The organism is Zhaonella formicivorans (assembly GCF_004353525.1).
Lineage (GTDB): Bacteria > Bacillota > DUOV01 > DUOV01 > Zhaonellaceae > Zhaonella > Zhaonella formicivorans.
This window is the reverse complement of the sequence record NZ_CP085524.1, coordinates 1,566,945-1,586,391: the sequence shown is the minus strand read 5'-3', so window position 1 is coordinate 1,586,391 and position 19,447 is coordinate 1,566,945. Positions and strand designations below refer to the sequence as shown.

Annotated in this window: 23 protein-coding genes, 1 pseudogene and 2 other annotated features (1 of these 26 running past the window's edge); of the genes and pseudogenes, 22 read left to right on the top strand and 2 right to left on the bottom strand. The window is 46.8% G+C overall.

Translation table 11 applies throughout. From position 1 onward, the window contains the following. Nucleotides 1-9: 9 nt before the first annotated feature. Both EYS13_RS16505 and tnpA read right to left on the bottom strand, forming a co-directional pair. Nucleotides 10-198, bottom strand: a pseudogene (locus EYS13_RS16505) (hypothetical protein); the annotation flags it as partial. Nucleotides 199-276: 78 nt separating this feature from the next. Then, nucleotides 277-585, bottom strand: coding sequence for an IS66 family insertion sequence element accessory protein TnpA (gene tnpA / locus EYS13_RS07900; RefSeq protein WP_227767615.1), 309 nt, complete (start codon nucleotides 583-585; stop codon nucleotides 277-279). Nucleotides 586-887: 302 nt separating this feature from the next. On the opposite strand from tnpA, the gene rodA reads away from it, so the two are divergent. From rodA to rsfS, 22 genes are all read left to right on the top strand, one after another. Beyond that, the gene (gene rodA, locus EYS13_RS07895; protein WP_227767613.1) at nucleotides 888-2,033 is read left to right on the top strand and encodes a rod shape-determining protein RodA; all 1,146 of its coding nucleotides are present in this window, start codon (nucleotides 888-890) and stop codon (nucleotides 2,031-2,033) included. Nucleotides 2,034-2,483: 450 nt separating this feature from the next. Beyond that, a complete protein-coding gene (locus tag EYS13_RS07890) occupies nucleotides 2,484-3,248 on the top strand; it encodes a M23 family metallopeptidase (RefSeq protein ID WP_227767611.1) in 765 nt (254 codons plus the stop codon). Nucleotides 3,249-3,256: 8 nt separating this feature from the next. Beyond that, on the top strand, nucleotides 3,257-4,132 hold the full coding sequence (locus EYS13_RS07885; protein ID WP_227767608.1) for a M50 family metallopeptidase: 876 nt from the start codon (nucleotides 3,257-3,259) through the stop codon (nucleotides 4,130-4,132). 334 nt (nucleotides 4,133-4,466) lie between these two features. Beyond that, nucleotides 4,467-6,350: a TIGR03960 family B12-binding radical SAM protein gene (locus tag EYS13_RS07880; protein WP_227767605.1), complete on the top strand. Its 1,884-nt coding sequence runs from the start codon at nucleotides 4,467-4,469 to the stop codon at nucleotides 6,348-6,350. Then, complete coding sequence (locus EYS13_RS07875) at nucleotides 6,337-7,032, top strand: TIGR03936 family radical SAM-associated protein (protein ID WP_227767603.1); 696 nt, start codon at nucleotides 6,337-6,339, stop codon at nucleotides 7,030-7,032. The genes EYS13_RS07880 and EYS13_RS07875 overlap by 14 nt, the downstream gene beginning before the upstream one ends. A 24-nt stretch (nucleotides 7,033-7,056) precedes the next feature. Further along, entirely contained in the window at nucleotides 7,057-8,748 is a 1,692-nt protein-coding gene (locus EYS13_RS07870) for an Rne/Rng family ribonuclease (protein ID WP_227767601.1), read from the top strand. Nucleotides 8,749-9,070: 322 nt separating this feature from the next. Beyond that, nucleotides 9,071-9,142 (top strand) — a sequence feature (ribosomal protein L21 leader region). A 12-nt stretch (nucleotides 9,143-9,154) separates the two neighbouring features. Beyond that, a complete protein-coding gene (rplU, locus tag EYS13_RS07865; RefSeq protein ID WP_227767599.1) occupies nucleotides 9,155-9,466 on the top strand; it encodes a 50S ribosomal protein L21 in 312 nt (103 codons plus the stop codon). A gap of 2 nt (nucleotides 9,467-9,468) precedes the next feature. Then, nucleotides 9,469-9,813 carry a ribosomal-processing cysteine protease Prp gene (locus EYS13_RS07860; protein ID WP_227767597.1) on the top strand — a complete coding sequence of 115 codons (345 nt, stop codon included), beginning with the start codon at nucleotides 9,469-9,471 and terminating at the stop codon, nucleotides 9,811-9,813. Beyond that, nucleotides 9,813-10,091: a 50S ribosomal protein L27 gene (gene rpmA / locus EYS13_RS07855; protein ID WP_277998276.1), complete on the top strand. Its 279-nt coding sequence runs from the start codon at nucleotides 9,813-9,815 to the stop codon at nucleotides 10,089-10,091. The genes EYS13_RS07860 and rpmA overlap by 1 nt, the downstream gene beginning before the upstream one ends. A gap of 326 nt (nucleotides 10,092-10,417) precedes the next feature. Continuing rightward, entirely contained in the window at nucleotides 10,418-10,993 is a 576-nt protein-coding gene (locus EYS13_RS07850) for a Spo0B domain-containing protein (protein ID WP_227767593.1), read from the top strand. Between the two features lie 111 nt (nucleotides 10,994-11,104). Continuing rightward, nucleotides 11,105-12,370: a GTPase ObgE gene (gene obgE / locus EYS13_RS07845; RefSeq protein WP_227767591.1), complete on the top strand. Its 1,266-nt coding sequence runs from the start codon at nucleotides 11,105-11,107 to the stop codon at nucleotides 12,368-12,370. 42 nt (nucleotides 12,371-12,412) lie between these two features. Then, complete coding sequence (locus EYS13_RS07840; protein ID WP_227767588.1) at nucleotides 12,413-12,619, top strand: hypothetical protein; 207 nt, start codon at nucleotides 12,413-12,415, stop codon at nucleotides 12,617-12,619. Nucleotides 12,620-13,147: 528 nt separating this feature from the next. Further along, nucleotides 13,148-13,381: a hypothetical protein gene (locus EYS13_RS07835; RefSeq protein ID WP_227767583.1), complete on the top strand. Its 234-nt coding sequence runs from the start codon at nucleotides 13,148-13,150 to the stop codon at nucleotides 13,379-13,381. A 53-nt stretch (nucleotides 13,382-13,434) separates the two neighbouring features. Then, entirely contained in the window at nucleotides 13,435-13,836 is a 402-nt protein-coding gene (locus tag EYS13_RS07830) for a nucleotidyltransferase substrate binding protein (RefSeq protein WP_227767582.1), read from the top strand. Continuing rightward, nucleotides 13,833-14,129: a nucleotidyltransferase family protein gene (locus tag EYS13_RS07825; protein WP_227767580.1), complete on the top strand. Its 297-nt coding sequence runs from the start codon at nucleotides 13,833-13,835 to the stop codon at nucleotides 14,127-14,129. The genes EYS13_RS07830 and EYS13_RS07825 overlap by 4 nt, the downstream gene beginning before the upstream one ends. Nucleotides 14,130-14,237: 108 nt before the next feature. Further along, nucleotides 14,238-14,528: a ribosome assembly RNA-binding protein YhbY gene (gene yhbY, locus EYS13_RS07820; RefSeq protein ID WP_423055332.1), complete on the top strand. Its 291-nt coding sequence runs from the start codon at nucleotides 14,238-14,240 to the stop codon at nucleotides 14,526-14,528. 15 nt (nucleotides 14,529-14,543) lie between these two features. Continuing rightward, entirely contained in the window at nucleotides 14,544-15,680 is a 1,137-nt protein-coding gene (gene proB / locus EYS13_RS07815) for a glutamate 5-kinase (protein WP_227767576.1), read from the top strand. A 287-nt stretch (nucleotides 15,681-15,967) separates the two neighbouring features. Continuing rightward, nucleotides 15,968-17,221 (top strand): glutamate-5-semialdehyde dehydrogenase, encoded by a 1,254-nt coding sequence (locus EYS13_RS07810; protein WP_227767575.1) that lies wholly within the window; start codon nucleotides 15,968-15,970, stop codon nucleotides 17,219-17,221. A 156-nt stretch (nucleotides 17,222-17,377) separates the two neighbouring features. Continuing rightward, the gene (gene nadD, locus EYS13_RS07805; protein ID WP_227767843.1) at nucleotides 17,378-18,010 is read left to right on the top strand and encodes a nicotinate-nucleotide adenylyltransferase; all 633 of its coding nucleotides are present in this window, start codon (nucleotides 17,378-17,380) and stop codon (nucleotides 18,008-18,010) included. A 93-nt stretch (nucleotides 18,011-18,103) separates the two neighbouring features. Further along, entirely contained in the window at nucleotides 18,104-18,352 is a 249-nt protein-coding gene (locus EYS13_RS07800; protein ID WP_277998267.1) for an RNA recognition motif domain-containing protein, read from the top strand. 72 nt (nucleotides 18,353-18,424) lie between these two features. Beyond that, a complete protein-coding gene (gene yqeK / locus EYS13_RS07795; RefSeq protein WP_227767572.1) occupies nucleotides 18,425-19,012 on the top strand; it encodes a bis(5'-nucleosyl)-tetraphosphatase (symmetrical) YqeK in 588 nt (195 codons plus the stop codon). 1 nt (nucleotide 19,013) lies between these two features. Continuing rightward, a complete protein-coding gene (gene rsfS / locus EYS13_RS07790; protein ID WP_227767571.1) occupies nucleotides 19,014-19,376 on the top strand; it encodes a ribosome silencing factor in 363 nt (120 codons plus the stop codon). Nucleotides 19,377-19,429: 53 nt separating this feature from the next. Next, nucleotides 19,430-19,447: a binding site (T-box leader), on the top strand (it continues 192 nt past the right edge of the window).

The window sequence follows — 19,447 nt, the reverse complement described above, 5'->3', positions numbered from 1 at the left end:
AATCGAGACTTAAAGCCAAATAAAAAGGTTACAACACTGTCCGTGCGGTAACCTTAGGGTGAGCCTGACGTTGCTGAAGGGGTAGGCCGTCGAGTAACCAGCGTAACTCCCGGCGAGAATCGTTGTGACAGCGACTGTACTGTTTTTCTCCGGCCACTGGAATTTTCCTTTCTCCAGCCGCCGGTAATGAAGCCAAAAACCATTATGCTCCTACTGGAGGATCTTGAGCTTATCACGTTGCTCCCGCAGGCCAGATAAACCCGTTCTAAGCTTGATTCACCTATCATTGTCAATTAACGCTTTCACAACGTCTACTAGTAATTTTGGATCAAACCCTGGCTTGACTTCTACAGCGACCTGGCCTACCCTTACTAACAAAGAAGTTTGAAAGCCTGCATCGCTAAGATTGAGTGGCAGCCACGATAATGTAGTCACAGTGGATGTGTGTTTCTCTTTTCTAAGCCAGTACCTTAATTGATGGAGCTTTACGTTGTTGGCCACACACCATGCCGGTGCACTCTGGCCGCTCTCTTTAAATTCCTTTACCCTGGCTGCCCAAAAGTCTCGTAGTTCTTCTTTAGTCATGAAAAAATCCTCCTTTATCGACTCTATTTTGATAGAGTATCTCATAAAGAAGGATGGTGGGCTATGTGGGGGCTATTTGACGCTTACTTTTCAAGTGACAATCAGCAACTCTGCTAAGCCAAAAGCTAAGGATTTCAGGCTAATAGCCAATAGCTTAAAGCTAAAAGCTGAAGGCTGATAGCTGACAGCTAATAGCTGATAGCTGCCAGCTGATGGCTGATAGCTGTTAGCTACAATGATTTCCCTCTGGCAAGTTCCTCCCTGATAGGATATAATCTTTAGAAGGATAAGGGGGGAAGAGTATGATAGAAAAGAAGCTGTTAAAGAATCTTGACTGGGTTTTTTTATTGGCTGTAATTGCTATCTTAATTATGAGTGCATTGGTTTTGGCCAGCGCTTCTTCCAGTGTAGTACCTGATGACCCCTATTATTATGCCAGGAAACACCTGCTCTATATAGCTACCGGCTTAGGGCTGATGTTTTTTGCAGCCGGCTTTAATTACGTGCAATTGGCTCGCATGCAGCGTTTTTTATATGTTTTAAACCTGCTGTTTCTAGGAGCTGTGCTTGTTCCGGGTGTTGGCAAGGTTTCCAATGGAGCGCAAAGCTGGATTGGAATTGGCAGCTTTACCCTGCAGCCTTCTGAATTTGCCAAAGTGTTTTTAATTATTACATTTGCCCAGTTTTTGGTCAGCCGGCAAGGCCGGTTAAATACATTTAAAGATTTAATCCCGTGCTTTTTATATGTTGCCGGTCCGTTGGTACTGATCTTTGCTCAGCCTGATTTGGGTACTTCGCTGGTCTTCATTGCTATTATGTTTGGCATGATGCTGGTAGCCGGAGCAAATCCTAAGATACTGGCCCTGCTTTTTTTCGGTGGGATATTCCTGATTGTTGCTGTTCTCTGGCTGCATTTTCATTTGAAAGTGCCCATTCCTCTGGAGGATTACCAGATCATGCGGCTTGTGGTCTTTCTCGACCCTTATGCCGACGGTAAAAACGGCCTTGGTGCCGGATACAACATCATCCAATCTTTAGTGGCAGTGGGTTCCGGCGGTTTTTGGGGTAAAGGATTGTTTAAAGGCACTCAGGGGCAGTATAACTTTTTGCCATATCACCATACCGATTTTATTTTCTCCATAATTGGCGAGGAACTTGGATTTGTAGGTGGAATGTTGTTGTTGATCCTCTATTTTATCCTCCTGTACCGGGCCTTGCGCATTGCCATGCAGGCTAAGGATTTATACGGAGTACTTCTGGTGACCGGTGTGGTTTCTATGCTTACTTTTCATATTCTGGAGAACATTGGAATGGCAATCGGCATGATGCCGATTACAGGCATTCCGCTCCCGCTCTTCAGTTACGGCGGCAGCAACATGTGGGCTAATTTGCTTGCCTTGGGTATTATTTTAAGCGTAAACTTAAGGAGGCAGGTCATTCCTTTTTAATATTCTTAAGAAGACTGCCAAAAGAGAGTTTCGGGCTGCCGGCAAACTATTATTAGCCCTCTCAAAATTGTAACCCTTGTACCGCTGCTCCGGAATGACTTCGCCAAGAGCGCTGGTGCTGCTCAGCGTTTGACTTCCAGCGGCACGCGGTGACGCGACGTCCTATCGCTCCACCGCTCTCGCGGCGTCCGTGCCGCTCGGCCGCTTCCGGTCCAACCCTTCGCAGAGCGCTCTATGCCTTGTCATATGTCGCAGCTACATACAATGGGTTACCATTTTTCATTTGCCAACAATCTGAGACTGCTAAAAGAGCAGTCTTTTATTTTGCCCGAATGCTTGCCACATGTCATATTATTCCATTTGCCGCATATATTACAAGTAACGCCGCCTCTTTAACTAACAACCAACAACTAACAGCTAACAACTACATCTAGGCCTGGGGGGATTGCTTTGAAGGATCCATGGAAAGATTTTGACAAGGATAACTGGAAGGATAGCTGGGACCTGGACAGGTACAAGCCGCTTACCTTAGGAGAGGCATATGGCAATAAGAAAATAGGAGGGCCTTTCTTAGAATTTCGCTGGCTAAGACAGGCAGCCGTTGCCATTGTTTTGTTTTTTGTCTTTTTGGTATTTTTTACCTGGGATAGCCCTAAAGCTGCCAGCTTGCAGCAGAATATAAGGTATTTGCTGGTCGAGGAACAAAGTGATTTCACGCCTGTGCTGGAAGCTATGGTTAAGGACGGGTTATGGCTGGATACTTACGACCGGGAAGTATATGAAAAAGAGGTCAAACAAGTAACCCGGGAAAAGTCTCCCATGTCTATCCCCGTTTCGGGTAAGTTTGCCAGGCATTTCGGTTGGGTTGAAAGTTCGGTCACGGGTAAAAAAACTTTCCATGCAGGTATAGATATCGAAACTGAACTGGGTGCTCCTGTCAGGGCCGCTCTTGATGGTACTGTGCTGAAGGTAGAAGAAACACGTCAACTGGGAAGAGTTGTAGAAATAGATCATGGCAACGGGCTGACCACCGTATACGGCACATTGGGGGAGATATTGGTAGCGGAAAAACAACAGGTCAAGCAGGGAGAAATCATAGCTAAAACCGGAACGATTATTAAAAGCAAAAAAGGACAGCTGCACTTTGAGATAAGGGAAAAAGGCAAAGCTGTGGATCCTCTCACTAAAATTACCGATGTGCGTACCAGCATTTAGGAGCGGCTATGAGGGTTGGAACAATTAAGGGAATTGAATTTAGGGTAAATGATTTCTTCCTCCTTTTAATCATGGCCTATGGCATGCTGGGAGTGTTCTACCAGGCAATGCTTATTTTTACCCTGGTTTTGGTCCACGAATCAGCCCATGTTTTTGTGGCCAGGCGCGGGGGAATAAAAGTAAAAGAGATCGAACTTTACCCTTTTGGCGGGGTAGCGCGGCTGGGCGATATTTTGGAGGTTAACCCTGGATTGGAAGCTAAAGTTGCTCTGGCAGGTCCGATGAGCAACTTTTTTATGCTCGGCCTGGGGTTTTTCTTACACTATAATTATAACTGGAACGGCGCTTATTACCTGTTGTTTCAACATGCCAATTTATCCATGGGGCTTTTTAATCTCCTGCCTGCCCTGCCGCTGGACGGTGGCAGAATTTTACGCTCCTTTTGGTCAAGTAGAATCGGGCTGGCGGAAGCTACCTGGAAAACTTCGCTTTGGGGAAAGTACTGGGCAGTTTTAATCGGTGCTGTCGGAAGTGTCGGTGTGCTCATGCACTGGAATGATCTCAATGTGGTAGTTTGCGCAGTTTTTATTTATTTAGCAGCAGCCAAGTACCAGGAGGGAACAATTTATATTTTTTTGCGTTACCTGATGCGCAAAAGCCGGGAGTTGGCACAACTTGGTGTGCTGCCCGTAAGACAGCTGGCAGCGACGCCCAAATCAACGATTAAAGAAGTGCTGCCAAAATTCACTCCGGGCAACTATCACCTGATAATTATTTTAGACCAGGAGGGGAAGTTTCAAGGACAGCTGTCAGAGCACCAGTTAATTGCAGCTCTCTTCGAACAAGGCAGTTCCTGCCGGCTTGGCAAGCTGCTAGATGTATAGGTTGGCGTATCCCCCTGACCTCTGCGCGAGCAGTTGGTGCTCTCGATTCAGACAGCGGAAACGACAGGACATAGCCGGTTGCAATTGGGGTATATATTAGCTTCCAAGCAAAAAATGAGTAACATTTACAGAAAATAAAAGGGAAATTAATTAATATGTAGAAAAAGTCTATGTTTTAGGGAAAGAATATGTTATAGAGTCCCTTGTCCCTAGTCACAGTTTAAGACCGAAAATCAAGTTAGAAATTGGACTGATGCTAGGAAAAAATGACCTTAATAAAAAAACTGCTAGCTGATGGCTGACAGCCTCATGCATATTTTGGGAGGATAATGGATTGCGACAACTGATTGAACAACAAATTTTACCCAGGGTTACAAAACCCATCAGATACCAAGGCAACGAATTTAATTCTGTTCACAAGGACTGGGGCAAAGCGCAGGTCAGAATGGCTTTTGCCTTTCCTGACTTATATGAAGTGGGCATGTCCCATTTGGGTCTGCAGATACTTTACGGACTGGTCAACGACCGGGAGGACCTGCTTTTGGAGCGTGTCTTTGCCCCTTGGACAGACATGGAGGATTTGCTGCGCCGGCATAATCTTCCCCTTTTCAGCCTGGAGTCTTACCGCCCCCTAAGGGACTTTGACATTTTAGGTTTTACCCTGCAGTACGAGATGAGCTTTACCAATATCCTGAATATGCTGGATTTAGCCGGCATTCCGCTCCGAGCTGCTGAAAGAAGCGACAGCTTCCCGCTGGTGGTGGGGGGAGGACCTTGTGCATATAATCCGGAGCCTTTAGCAGATTTCTTTGATTTTTTTGTCATTGGTGATGCGGAAGAAGTGCTGTTGGAAATCATGGACACAGCTAAGGCTTTTAAGCAGGGCCCCTCCGGCAGAATAGCCAAGGGAGATTTCCTGGCCGAAATCAGCCGCGTCAGGGGAATATACGTTCCCAAATTTTATGAGGTTAGCTATAATGCTAGTGGCGGAATTGAAAAAATCGAACCTGTCAACCCCCGGGTTCCAGCCAAAGTGGTAAAAAGGGTAGTGAAAGATCTGAATACCGCCTATTTTCCTACCAAACCCATCGTACCCTTTGCTGATACGGTTCATGACCGGGTGATGCTGGAAGTGCTCAGGGGCTGCACCAGGACCTGCCGCTTCTGCCAGGCGGGGATGATTTACCGCCCTGTGCGGGAGAGAGACCAGGAAACGTTGTTGAAACAAGCGAAAGAACTGGTCAGGAATACAGGACATGAGGAGATTTCACTGACTTCACTCAGTACCGCTGATTACAGCTGCGTGCAGCCGCTGATCACTTCGCTCATGGAAGAATTCAAGAATGAAATGGTTGGTATCTCTTTGCCTTCTTTGCGGGTGGATGCTTTTTCCGTTGACCTGGCTAAGGAGATCCAGAAAGTCCGCAAAACAGGACTCACCTTTGCTCCAGAGGCGGGTACCCAGCGGCTGCGGGATGTAATCAACAAGGGAGTAACGGAAGAAAACCTGATGGAAGCTGTAGCGGGGGCTTTCGCGGCCGGATGGACCACTATCAAGCTCTATTTCATGATCGGGCTTCCTACCGAAACTAAAGAGGATGTAGCCGGTATCGCCGAATTGGCTTATAAGGTCTTAAAAAAAGGGAAAGAGATTTTAAAAGAACAGAAGAGCAAAAAATCCTTAAAAGTAACAGTAAGTGTTTCTTCTTTTGTGCCTAAATCTCATACGCCTTTCCAATGGGTAGCCCAGGACCCCGTTGTTATGTTGCAAGAAAAACAGCAGTATTTGAAAAGCTTGCTGAAAGACAGGCACATCACCTACAATTACCACGATGCCAGGCTCAGCTTCTTGGAAGCGGTTTTTGCCAAAGGAGACAGGAAGCTGGGGCAGGTGCTGGAGACCGCCTGGGCTAAAGGCTGTAAATTCGACAGTTGGTCCGAGTATTTTAAATACGAGACCTGGCTGGAGGCTTTCCGGGAGTGCGGGATTGACCCCGAATTCTATGCGTACCGCCGGCCCGGTTTTGAGGAAACGTTCCCTTGGGAGCACCTGCATACCGGTGTCAGCAAAAAATACTTGTTTGAGGAATACCAAAAGGCCTTGCAAGCGGAACTGACTAAGGACTGTCGGCTCGACCGCTGCCCCGGCTGCGGGGTTTGCGGCGATTTAAATGTAAAATTGCTGCTGCAGAGGAGGGGCAAAGGTGGGGCGTTATAGAATTGAATTCGGCAAGGAGAGTGGGGCCCGCTTTCTTTCCCATCTGGAGTTGATGAAAGCTTTTGAGCGGGCACTGCGGCGGGCAGGTTTGCCCATGGCTTTTTCGGAAGGATTTAACCCTCGCCCCAAGATGTCTTTTGCTTCGGCTGTAGCAGTGGGAGTAACCAGCGCCAGGGAATATCTGGACCTTGAACTGCGGGAGGAACTGGAAGCTGACCAGGTGTTGGAGAAGCTGCGTAACACTTTGCCTCCCGGGCTGTCGGTGGTATCCTGCCGCAAAATCCCGCCCAAAGTTCCGGCATTGATGGCGGAGATTGAGGCTGCGGAATATGAGGCAAGGCTTAAACTGACTGATAAACTTACAAAAGCAGAAATAGATGACGCGATTGCAAAGCTTCTGGAGCGGGACTCGATCGTTGTGGTGAAAGAGGGTAAGAAGGGGCCGGAAAATAAGGAATTGAAAGAGGGGATTTATGAGCTGAGATGTACTGCGGTGGAGGAAGGCTGGGCCCATTTATTGATGCGGGTTAAATCGGGCAGCAGGGGCAATATTCGCCCGGAAGAAGTGCTTAAAGCTTTGCAAGAATTAGCGCTCCTCTCTTTTGAGCCGGAACTGGCGGTTATACACCGTACCGGTTTATTTGTGAACAGAAAGGGGCAATTAGTTTCTCCTATGCAGTAATCCTTTGGCTTGGAGTTGATGCTTTTGTTTAAGGAAATTGTTGTTCATATTACCCCGGAGGAAACTGTGGTAGCAGTTTTGGAAGAACATAAGTTGGTGGAAATTTACATTGAAAGGTCTTTAAATCAGCGGCTTGTGGGCAATATTTACCGCGGCAAGGTAGCTAACGTTTTGCCGGGCATGCAGGCAGCTTTTATTGATATTGGCCTGGAGAAAAATGCGTTTCTCTATGTGGAGGATGCTTTTCCTGGCAGGGTGACCGGTTCGGAAGAGGAAGTGGATGAGCCGCAGCAAGTGCGGCCTAATATCGGCGATTTGCTGAGAGAGGGCCAAACCATCACGGTACAAGTGATTAAAGAACCCTTTGGCACCAAAGGGGCCCGCGTTACCACCAACATTACACTGCCAGGCAGGTATCTGGTTTTAATGCCCACCTTGAATTATATAGGAGTGTCCCGCAGAATCGAAGGGGAAAGCGAACGCAACAGGCTCAAGGCAATTGCCGGGGAGCTTTGCCGGGACGGCATTGGAGCCATAGTCCGGACTGTGGCTGCAGGAGCCAATGCGGATGAACTAAAAGAGGATTTTAATTCATTATATAAACTCTGGCAGAAGATTAAAAACCGGCCAACGGGAGCCACCCCCGCCCTCATTCACCGGGATTTAGAGCTCCTGGAGCGCGTATTAAGGGATATTTTAGCGGAAGATATCAACAGAATTTTGGTCAATTCCAAAGAGGCTTACCAGAAAACCCAGGAATTCGCAGAGATTTTCGCCCCTTACCTGAAATATAAAATAGTCCTGAAGGAAGCTGACCTTTTAAAGGAGTACAACATTCCTGCCCAGATCGAGCAGGCCTTAAAACGCAAAGTTTGGCTGGACTGCGGCGGTTATATCGTGATCGATCAGGTTGAAGCGTTGACGGTAATCGATGTTAATACCGGGAAATATGTGGGCGGTACTACTTTAGCTGACACGGTGCTCAAGACCAACTTGGAGGCTGCCCGGGAAATTGCCCGGCAACTGCGTTTAAGGAACATTGGCGGAATTGTAATTATCGATTTTATTGATATGAATGATAACGGGCATCGGGAGCTGGTGCTGGAAACTCTTGAACAAGAGTTAAAAAAAGATAGGACCAAGACCAATGTCTTGGGCATTACTCAATTAGGGCTGGTGGAACTGACCAGGAAAAAATCCTGCCAGGGTTTAGGCAGCATGCTGCAAAAAGACTGCCCCTACTGCCAGGGTAAAGGCAAAGTGCTGTCGGAAGAGACAGTCAGTCTTAAAGCAAAGCGGCAGATTCTGGCTACTGCCGAATATACTCAAGCACCAATTTTACTGGTTGAAGCTCATCCCAAGGTAGCCGCCCTTTTGGTAGGCAGCGGAGGCGAATTACTGAACCAGCTGGAACAGCAGACCGGTAAAAAGATTTTGGTTAGGGGTTTAAGTTCTATTCATCTGGAGGAAGTTAAGCTTACGCAAGTACAAAACGAGGAGCAGCTGGGGGAACTGGCCAGTCCGGTTAAGGTAGGTGAAATTTTACAAGTCAAAGTTGAGGAGCCGCTGGCCGCAAACCCCCGGGACGGCATTGCCCGGATAGACGGCTATATAATCAATGTTACCGGAGGTGGCGCCTATATCGGGGTGGAAATTCCCGTGGAAATTACCAGAGTTAACAGGACTTCGGCCAAGGCCAGGCTGGTAAACTCTTAGTCCTTATTAGTCCCCAGCCACCGGCAGGCTAACGCGGCGTAAGCCGCAAGTACACTTATGGTTAAGTCGTTAGTCCTTAGTCGTCAGTGATTAGCCATCAGCTGTAGTTGTAAGTAATAGTTTCTACCAGCCATCAGGCATATCGGTATTTTTTGTAAGTATGCTTTATCTCGGCAAGTTAAAGATAATTGTTTGCTGTAAGCTGACGGCTACAAGCTGATAGCTGCGATAGCTGCCAGCTTTATTGACTTAGCTTTTAAGGTATGATAAAATTCGTTATTGTAAGTGTGCTAACGGGATGGGGCTTAAGTTAAGGCGAATCCCGGCACTGAAACCGCTCGGCCATGGTATTAAAACCTTTTGGTTACCTCAGCCGGCGAGTCTTGAATGAGGGGGTGCACGGACAGTGTACGCAATTATTGAAACAGGTGGAAAACAGTACAGGGTTTCCGAAGGAGATGTTTTAAAGGTTGAAAAGCTGGCAGCAGCTGAAGGTGAAACGGTTTTAGCCGACAAGGTTCTGGCTGTGGGCAGCGAAAGTGGTCTGAAAGTAGGAACCCCGGTAGTTGACGGGGCTAAGGTGAGTTTAAAAGTTCAGGCTCATGGCAAAGGCGAGAAGATTATTGTCTTCAAGTACAAGCCTAAGAAAAATTACCGCAGGAAAAAAGGTCACCGTCAGCCATATACTCAAGTGGTTGTAGAGAAAATTGAAGCCTAAAAATGATTGAGGTCGAAATATTCCTTGATGATTCCGGGCGAATTAGAGAGTTTACTTTGCAAGGCCATGCAGGCTTTGCGCCCCATGGCAGCGATATTGTCTGTGCAGGGGTTTCGATCCTGGCACAGACAGCAGTCATGGGACTATATAAGTACCTGACTGCCGCACCGCGGGTGGAAAAGGAAGCGGGACTGTTAAGGTGTCTTTTGCCGGTAAATCTCCCGGAAAAGGAAATGGAATTGGCACAAGTTATTTTGCAGACAATGTTACTGGGTTTGGAAGCAACTGAGCAAAATTACCGGAAGTATATACGAATCTACAAGAGGAGGTGGACGGAGTGTTTGTAATGGATCTACAGCTTTTTGCACATAAAAAAGGTGTGGGTAGCTCCCGTAACGGTCGTGACAGTGAAGCCAAAAGACTGGGCGTAAAAAGACATGACGGCATGTTGGTTAAAGCCGGCAACATTTTGGTCCGTCAAAGGGGCACCAAAATCCATCCGGGAGTTAACGTCGGAATTGGCAAAGATGATACCTTGTACGCTTTGATTGACGGTTATGTTAAATTCGAGCGTAAGGGTAAAGATAAAAAGCAAGTAAGCATTTATTCGGAACTGGCTATGTAGCCCCGTCCCCTGTTTTACACAGGGGATTTTTGTTTGTCTACTTGCTGCCGCTCCAGCGCTTTTCTCAGTCCATGCTGCTCGGTTGGACAGAGGTCAGGGGACACACCCCTATGCAAGATTAATATTTGCTCGGGGAATGTCCCCAATTAATACTCTTCACAGAGCGCTCTACGGCTCGTCAAAAGGAGCAGCTACTATACAATGGGTTACGATTTTCATTTATCTGATGGTGTTGCGACAGCAGCATGAATATCTGTCTACAAAGAGGAAAAAGAAATAAAAGGGCGAATAGGATACTTGCAAGTTATTTTGTAAGGAGAGTTTCCATGACTGGTACCGCTAAGGATTTTGTGCAGCTTTTAAGGGTATACAAACATGACTATTTAAATCATTTGCAGGTGCTTTTGGGCTACCTCCAGCTTAAGAAACCGGAACTGGCCCTGGACTATGCGCGGGAAGCCATAGAGGAAATTCAGGAAAACGGGACAATTATGCGCTTGGGGTTGCCAAAGCTTACAATTTGGCTGCTTTTAAAACGAATGCAGCTGGAAGAACGGGGAATAACCCTGACCTTGCAAAATGAGACTGACTTTGCCGCACTGGAGTGTATGGATGAGGAATTGCTGGAGTGGTTTAAAGCTGTCGAAGATGTTATTTCCTTAAAGTTAAACAGCCTGCCTGTAGAAGCTCAGGGCTGGGAGATTTGCTTTGATGGGAGCGGTCCTTATGAAATTGTCTTTAACCTTCCGATTTTGCAAGACAATCCCTGGCCGGGTTGTTTGGAGCCTTGCTTAGCCCGTTTGGCTGGGGGAATTACTGCTACATGGTCAAGTAATGAACAAAAGTTTGCTCTAAAGCTCCTCATTCCGACTAACCTTTGCAAGAAACGGTTAAACTTCTAGCAGTACCAAAATTTACCCAACAATTATAAGCCTTTTTCGTATTGATCCTGCTCTGAAAAGGATGTTCAAAACGAGCGGCATGCTATATAATTTGAATTACCAGGTGATGAGATGTTTTACGACAGCGCAAAAATCTATGTTAAAGCAGGAGACGGTGGAAACGGAGCAGTTTCATTCCGCCGTGAAAAGTATGTTCCGGAAGGCGGCCCTAACGGCGGTGACGGCGGCCGGGGCGGGGATGTAGTCTTGGCAGCGGATCCGGGCCTTAGAACGCTGGTTGATTTTAAATACCGCAGGCATTATAAAGCGGAGCGGGGTGAACACGGCCAGGGTAAAAATATGCATGGCCGGGGAGGCCAGGACCTGGTTTTGCATATCCCGGTGGGAACAATTGTGAAAAATGATGACACCGGTGAAATTATTGCCGATCTGGTTGAAGCAGGCCAGCAGGTTATAGTGGCTAGGGGTGGTCGGGGAGGCAGGGGTAATGCCCGCTTTCTGAGCAACCAGAACAAGGCGCCCAGGCTGGCTGAAAAAGGGGAGCCGGGAGAAGAGCTTTGGTTGACATTGGAATTGAAACTCCTGGCCGATGTGGGCTTGGTGGGGCTGCCAAACGCGGGCAAGTCGACGCTAATTTCCCAAATATCTGCAGCCAAACCCAAAATCGCCGATTATCCTTTCACTACTTTGACGCCTAATTTAGGAGTAGTCAAAATTGACGACAATAGCTTTGTGGTGGCCGATATCCCCGGTCTCATTGAAGGAGCCCATGCCGGAGCAGGTCTTGGCCATGACTTTTTGAAGCATATTGAAAGGACCCGGGTTTTGATCCATGTGGTTGACGTAGGTAATGTCTTTGAGCGGGATCCCTATGCAGATTTTGTAGCAATCAATAAAGAACTGGAACTGTATAATCCGGCTTTGGCTAAAAGGCCCCAGGTAATTGCAGCCAATAAGATTGACCTTTCCGGGGCGGAAGAAAATCTGAAGGATTTTCAGGCTAAAGTGGAGGGCTACGAGGTATTCCCTATTTCGGCTGTTACCGGACAAGGGATTGAACCTCTCATGCGGCGGGTTGTGCAATTGCTGGAAGAAGTTGGGGAAGCAGAACCCTGTATTTCTTTAGAGCCGGAAAGAGTCGTCAAGGCTGAACCAAAGGAACGCTTTAGGATTGATATGGAAGATGGTGTTTTTATCCTTTCAGGCAAGGAATTGGAAAAACATTTTGCCATGACAAATTTTGAAAACGAGGAATCTTTAAGGCGTTTTCAAAATATCATGAATAAAATGGGTGTAGTAGATGCATTACGGGAGAAAGGAGCCAAGGCCGGTGATGTGGTGCGGATAAAAGATCTGGAATTTGACTTCGTGGATTAAACTTTTAACTTAAAATTTGTGGGAGGTTTATGAAGGGACACCATGAGTCAATGTTTTCACTGCGGAAACTGCCAGCAAAACGGCACTATGTATTACTGTACCGCGCGAAATGAATTTATAATTCCAGAGAAGAGTATGGTGGTGGAAAAAGACCGCACCAACAGCGGTTGGAAAAAAGGCGACCCCAACTACGAAAAGCGCCGCAGAAAAGTCCGCCAAGAGCGGGGAGATTTAAAGAAAATAGTGTAAGTTGAGCTAAGTACAGCAGCCTGTGCCAATGGGCTGCTTTTTAATGTAGTTTCATAATAAAATGCATCCAGTACAAAAAAACTTAAAAAAAAAGCTTAACAACTTGATGCAAAAAAAGAGCTTCTTGCAAGGTCAGGCAGACCAATTGGATAAGGAAAGCTGCTAGCGTGAAGTTTTAGGACCAATTATTCCTCCTAGTGTAGTTATGGTTATTTTAGGAGCGACAGCTGAAATATCTATTGGGTATTATCACACCGCAGCATTATTATTAGTAATTTTCTTTCCTCAAATTTCTACTTGGATACCTAATGCTGTATTCAAGAATCCCTAATAGCTTTTGGTTCAGAAAGAGCATCTGATAAAGTCCTTCGGGACTTCTTTTTCTTTACAAGCGGAATTAATTTTTAACAATTCCTCTCGCCAAATTATGGAACAGCCGTATCTTATGCTATAATAGATGCTAATATCCGGCTAATTTGAGGAGGTGACACCGGCCTTTTCTACAGGCTGGTGATTTGATGCTGAGGGGTGTATAAAGCGGTTAAGCGGGAAATTAAGCAGAAGGATGTCGCCTGCTTGCTGCTGGAGGCGGCATTTAAGACTAGTGATAAACTGTATCACAGTTATACTAACATACACAAATTGAAAGAATTGTTTCCTTTTATTTTGGATATCGGGATTGATGATCTGAACCAATGGCAAAACTTTAGACTTAATAGAATGGGCGGAGAAACTATGGTAAGCATTGGTGGGGGTTTGTAAGCCGGTACCATGGGATAATAGGTGGTAGTGGTCTATACGAGGAGGTAATTATTATGACCATGGAGCAGGTAATAGAAAAGTTGAGAAATTATAAGCAGGCTTTGGCAAGACTTGAGGAAGCTTTGGCAGTAAATGAGCCGGACCAGTTTGTACACGATGCTGCAATTAAGAGGTTTGAGTTTACTTATGAACTGGCTTGGAAACTATTGAAAGTTTTAATTGAATATAAAGGTGGAGAGGATGTGCGTTTCCCAAGGGATATATTTAAAGAGGCTTATTCTAAAGGGGTGCTTGAAAACGGAGAAATTTGGCTGGATATGCTTAATGACAGGAATCTCTCCAGCCACACGTATAACCAGGAAAGGGCATTGGAGATTTTTGGTCGGGTCAAAAATAGATATTTAGCTGAATTAATCCGGCTGGCGGAAACTATTGAGGGAGAACTTGGCAAATGATGTTTGGATTGAAAGAACAAATAATAGAATCCATCAAGGATGTTTTATCGAGAAATCCGGCGGTAGTCCGGGCGGTCATTTTCGGTTCCCGTGCCCGGGGAGATTATAAATACAATTCTGATATCGACCTTGCTATCTACTGTGAGGGGAGATTGCCTTCCGGGCTATGGCTTGACCTGGATGGGGCGGCAGGAATATATAAAATTGATGTCATCGATATGAACAGCCCTTTGGAGGAAAATTTTCGCCAAAGGATCGAGGAGCAGGGTGTGGAAATTTACCGGCGAGAATAGATTTCCGGAGTCCAAATTATGGAACGGACCAATTGTATGCTATAATAGATGCTAATATCCGGTTAATTTGAGGAGGTGACACTGGCCTTTGTAGGGGCCGGTGATTTGATGCTGACAGGAAAACAAAAAAGGTTTTTAAGAGCCATGGGCAATGAAATTGAGCCTATTATCCAGGTAGGCAAGGGTGGCGTTAACGATAATGTGGTCAAGCAGGTGGATGAAGCTCTGGAGGCCAGGGAGCTAATCAAAGTCCGCGTGCTGCAAAATTGCCTGGAGGAACCGGAAGATGTTGCAGAAGCCCTGGCTGAAGAGACTAAAGCTGAGTTGGTACAGGTTATAGGCAGGAATATGCTCCTTTACAGGGAGTCCAGCGAAAAACCAAGAATTGAGTTGCCATAAAAGCGAGTGAGAGCATTGAATAGTGTACAGCACCATGAGATTTTTAAAAATGCCGCAAGGATTGTGGTTAAAGTAGGGACCAGTTCCTTGGCCCATAATACGGGAAAGTTAAACCTATTGCAGTTGGAAAAGCTGGTCCGGGAATTGGCCGATTTGCGCAACCAAGGCAAACAGGTGATCTTAGTGACTTCCGGGGCAGTGGGAGCCGGCGTTGGCAAGCTGGGGTTAAAATGCAAGCCTAAAACCATGCCGGAAAAGCAGGCAGCTGCCGCAGTGGGCCAAGGTGTGCTGCTGCATATGTACGAGAAGATTTTTGCAGAATACGGCCAGGTGGTAGGACAGGTACTCTTAACCAGGGAGGATCTGGCTGATCGCAAGAGATACCTGAACGCCCGGCATACTTTGATGGCGCTATTGCAGTACGGGGTACTGCCCATTGTCAACGAAAACGATACGGTCGCTGTAGAAGAAATCCGGCTGGGAGATAATGACACCCTGTCTGCTTTGGTAGCAGGTTTGGTGGATGCCGATTTGCTTGTCTTATTATCGGATATAGAAGGTTTGTATAACGGAAATCCCAAGACGAACCCTGAAGCATGTCTCATTCCGGTTATCGAAGAAATCACGCCTGAGGTTGAGGCTTTGGCCGGGGGAGCCGGTACAAGCCTTGGTACCGGGGGAATGGGCACCAAATTACAGGCAGCCAAAATTGCTATGAACTCAGGAATTCCCATGGTGATTGCCCATGGGGCTAAGCCGGGAATTTTACAGCAGATAGTTACAGGAGAGTTTACAGGAACTTTATTTGTCCCCAGAGAGGCACGCTTGCATACCAAGAAGCGCTGGATTGCATTTGGCTCCGGCATTCAGGGGAAAATCACCGTAGATGCCGGAGCCCAGAAAGCGGTGGTAGATGACGGCAAAAGTCTTTTGCCTATCGGTATTACCGCAGTGGAAGGCAATTTTGAGGTGGGCAACGTAGTCAGCATCCATGGACCTTCGGGCGGGGAATTTGCCCGGGGCATTGTTAACTATGCATCCTGGGAAATTGAAAAGATCAAGGGTAAAAATACCTCGGAAATTCTGGGGATTCTGGGACATAAGGACTACGATGAAGTCATCCACCGGGATAATCTGGCAATAAAGTTATAAATAATTCGCTCGTCTAAGTTAGTCACCGGTAGCCAGCATCCACTTGCAACCGCGTCCTTAGTCCTTAGTTGCATGTATGGCTTTTATGGACTTATAAAATCATTAGCCACTGGTCATTAGTAATTATGAAGCCAATGGATAATAGCTGAGAGCTGATGGCTGACAGCTGAAAGCTGAAAATCAACGACTAATGACTCGGCACAAGCCGGCGCCAAGCTCTATGGACTCGGCGCCGCAGGCCGGTGCTGGGGACTGGGGAATGGTGACTAGGAAAGGGAGGGGAACAAATGATCAAGGAGCTTATCTACGCGCAGGGAAAAAAGGCGAAAGAGGCGGCCAGAGTGCTGGCCACTGCTCCGGAAGGTAAAAAGAACGAGGCGCTGTTAGCTATGGCTAAGGCCCTGCGGGAAAAGGAAAGACTGATTGTGGACGCTAACCAACAGGATTTAGCAGAAGGAGAGAAAAAAGGCCTCAGTAAGGCGCTGTTAGACCGGCTGCTTTTAAACAGCAAAAGAATTGCTGAAATGGCCCAGGGGCTGGAGGCAATTGCCGCTTTGCCAGACCCGGTGGGTGAAGTGGTTTCCATGTGGACCCGGCCAAACGGGCTGCAGATTGGCAAAATGCGGGTGCCTTTAGGCGTAATTGGCATAATTTATGAATCAAGGCCCAATGTTACTGTGGACGCAGCAGGTTTATGCTTAAAGACCGGCAATGCGGTCATTCTGCGGGGAGGCTCTGAGGCTTTCCGTTCCAATAAAGCTATTGCGTCCATTCTAAGGGAAGCGGTGGCTGCGGTGGGCTTGCCGGAAAATGCCGTGCAGCTGGTGGAGACTACCGATAGGGAAGCTGTGGACGTAATGTTAAAAATGAACCAGTATCTGGATGTTCTGATTCCCCGGGGCGGCGCCGGTCTGATTCAAAATGTGGTCCAAAACGCCACTGTTCCGGTAATTGAAACCGGGGTGGGCAATTGTCATGTCTATGTTGACCAGGGCGCGGATTTGGAAATGGCTAAAGAGATTGTGATCAACGCCAAAACCCAGCGTCCCGGTGTATGTAATGCTATGGAAACTTTGCTGGTGCATGCGGAGGAGGCAGACAAATTTTTACCTGCACTGGCTAAAGAACTCCTGGAACGTGGGGTAGAACTGCGGGGCTGCCCCAGGACAAAAGCTTTGATTGCTGAAGCTTTGGAAGCCACGGAAGACGACTGGTACACGGAATTTTTAGATTTGATTTTAGCAATCAGGATAGTGGACAGCATGGAAGAAGCAATTGAGCATATTGCCAAATACGGCACCAAACACTCGGAAGCAATTATCACCAAAGATTATGCCCGGGCCAGACAGTTTGTGCAGCAAGTGGACGCTGCGGCGGTTTATGTCAATGCTTCCACCAGGTTTACTGACGGCTACCAGTTCGGGTTCGGTGCGGAGATAGGCATCAGCACCCAAAAGCTTCACGCCCGCGGCCCTATGGGACCTGTTGAGCTGACAACTTTTAAGTACATCATTTACGGTGACGGACAGATTAGAACATAAGGACGGATAATTGCAAAGAGCAGCTTCTTTTGCTAAAATATGGTTCAAAGCAGTCAAGCGGTACTGCAGTTTTCTGCTGTTGTTTGGGAAAATCTTCTTAACCGGGGTATTTTTATGACTGAGGAACAACTGCAAAAACTTGTAGAGGAAAAGTCAATGCAAGGTCCCGGTAAACGTAAAATCCGTCGTTTTGCCATTATGGGGGGGACTTTTGATCCTATCCATTACGGCCATTTGGTAGCTGCGGAGGCCGCCCTCGATAGCTTCAGCCTGGAACAGGTGCTTTTTGTGCCCTCCGGCAATCCACCCCATAAAAAAGAGTACCCTGTTACTGAAGCCAGGCATCGCTATTTGATGACCATCTTGGCAGTGGCCACCAATCCCCATTTTGAGGTGTCCACCGTTGAAATGGACCGGCCAGGATATTCCTATGCAATAGATACGGTTGCCGAGTTCCACAAAATATATGGGCCGGATACTGAGATCTACTTTATTACCGGAGCCGATGCCATTTTAGAAATATTAACATGGAAAAACGTGGAGAGACTCATGGAACTCTGCCAGTTTATTGCTGCCACCAGGCCTGGCACTAATTTGGATGTATTGCATGGCTTTCTTGATAAACTACCGGAAAACCTGCGCCGCAGGATTCATCTCATGGAGGTACCGGCCCTGGCTATTTCTTCTACCGATATCCGCAAGCGGGTGGCACAAGGCCGTACTATTAAATACCTTTTACCCGAATCAGTTGAACAATATATCGCGAAAAATAATTTGTACCGCCCATAGTTTTGGATTTATTTGTCTCACTCACCGTGTATAGATTTGAATCTGTAGTACATAATAGAAGTGATTTAATTTTTCCACGGTGAGGTGAAAATTTTGACCCGTACGCTCTACGTAGGAAATTTGCCTTGGGCTACTACTGAGGAACAACTGGCTGAAGCATTCAGGCAGCATGGAGAAGTAATCAGCAGTAGGATCATAACTGACAAGCAAACTGGTCGTTCCCGCGGTTTCGGTTTTGTGGAAGTTGCTGACGCAGATGCAGAAAAAATGATTGCAGCAATGAACGGTGCAGAGCTCGGCAACCGCGCTTTAACGGTTAATGAAGCTAAACCAAGGGAGTAATTGCTTGAAAAATAACCTCCTACGTCGGGCTCGGGCGAGGAGGTTTTTTAGATCACTGCTAGTGTTCAGCAATTGATAGAAGCAAAAATTCATTTATTGCAGGCTTTAAAGATTAAATTATCAGAACATCGGTTTACCCATACAATTAATGTAGCTAAAGAGGCAGGCAGAATGGCTTTGACCTATAAAGTTAACGCTGAAGCAGCTGTAGAAGCGGCTTTGCTCCATGACTATGCCCGGGAATTGAAGGAAGCAGAGCTGTTGAACCTGGCTGTACAGGCAGGTTGGCCGGTGAATGCCGTAGAAAGGGTGACCCCTTTATTATTGCATGGTCCCGTAGGAGCCTTTCTGGCTGCCCTTGATTTTAACATTTCGGATAAAGGCGTTCTGGAAGCCATTAAATTTCATACCACGGGCTGTGCCGGTATGGATAAGCTGGCAAAAATTGTTTATTTGGCAGATATGTTGGAGCCGGGCCGCAAGTTTCCCGGGGTAGAAAAGTTACGACCATTGGCTTATGAAGATTTGGATCAGGCACTGCTCAAGTGTTTGGAGCATACAATATTCTACGTTATCAATCAAGGTCAAATGCTGCATCCTTTGACAGTAGAGGCAAGAAACGAACTTCTGGCCGAAAAACTAAAATTAGGGAGAGGTTAATTTGTTAGAGGCAAAAGATAAAGCGCTACTCGTTGCTAAAGCTTTAAGCGATAAAAAAGGACAGGACATCGTAATTCTTAATCTTCAGGGGCTGACCCTGGTAGCAGATTACTTTGTGCTTGCTACCGGCAAGTCAGGCATTCAGGTCCAGTCCCTGGCTGACAACGTTTTAGAGGAGTTAGCCAAAGCCGGTTTGAAAGAACTTCGAGTAGAAGGATTACGGGAGGCCCGGTGGGTGCTGGTGGATTATGGGGATGTGGTGGTGCACATTTTCCAGGAAGAAGAGCGCAGGTTTTACGACCTGGAACGCCTTTGGGGCGATGCCAAGCGCATCGAATATGGGGAAGAAACTGCAGAAATCTAGTATAATTGACTTTTTTTGCCTGGTACATTATAATATCCGCGTAGGGAACAAAGCTTATAGCAATGAACAGG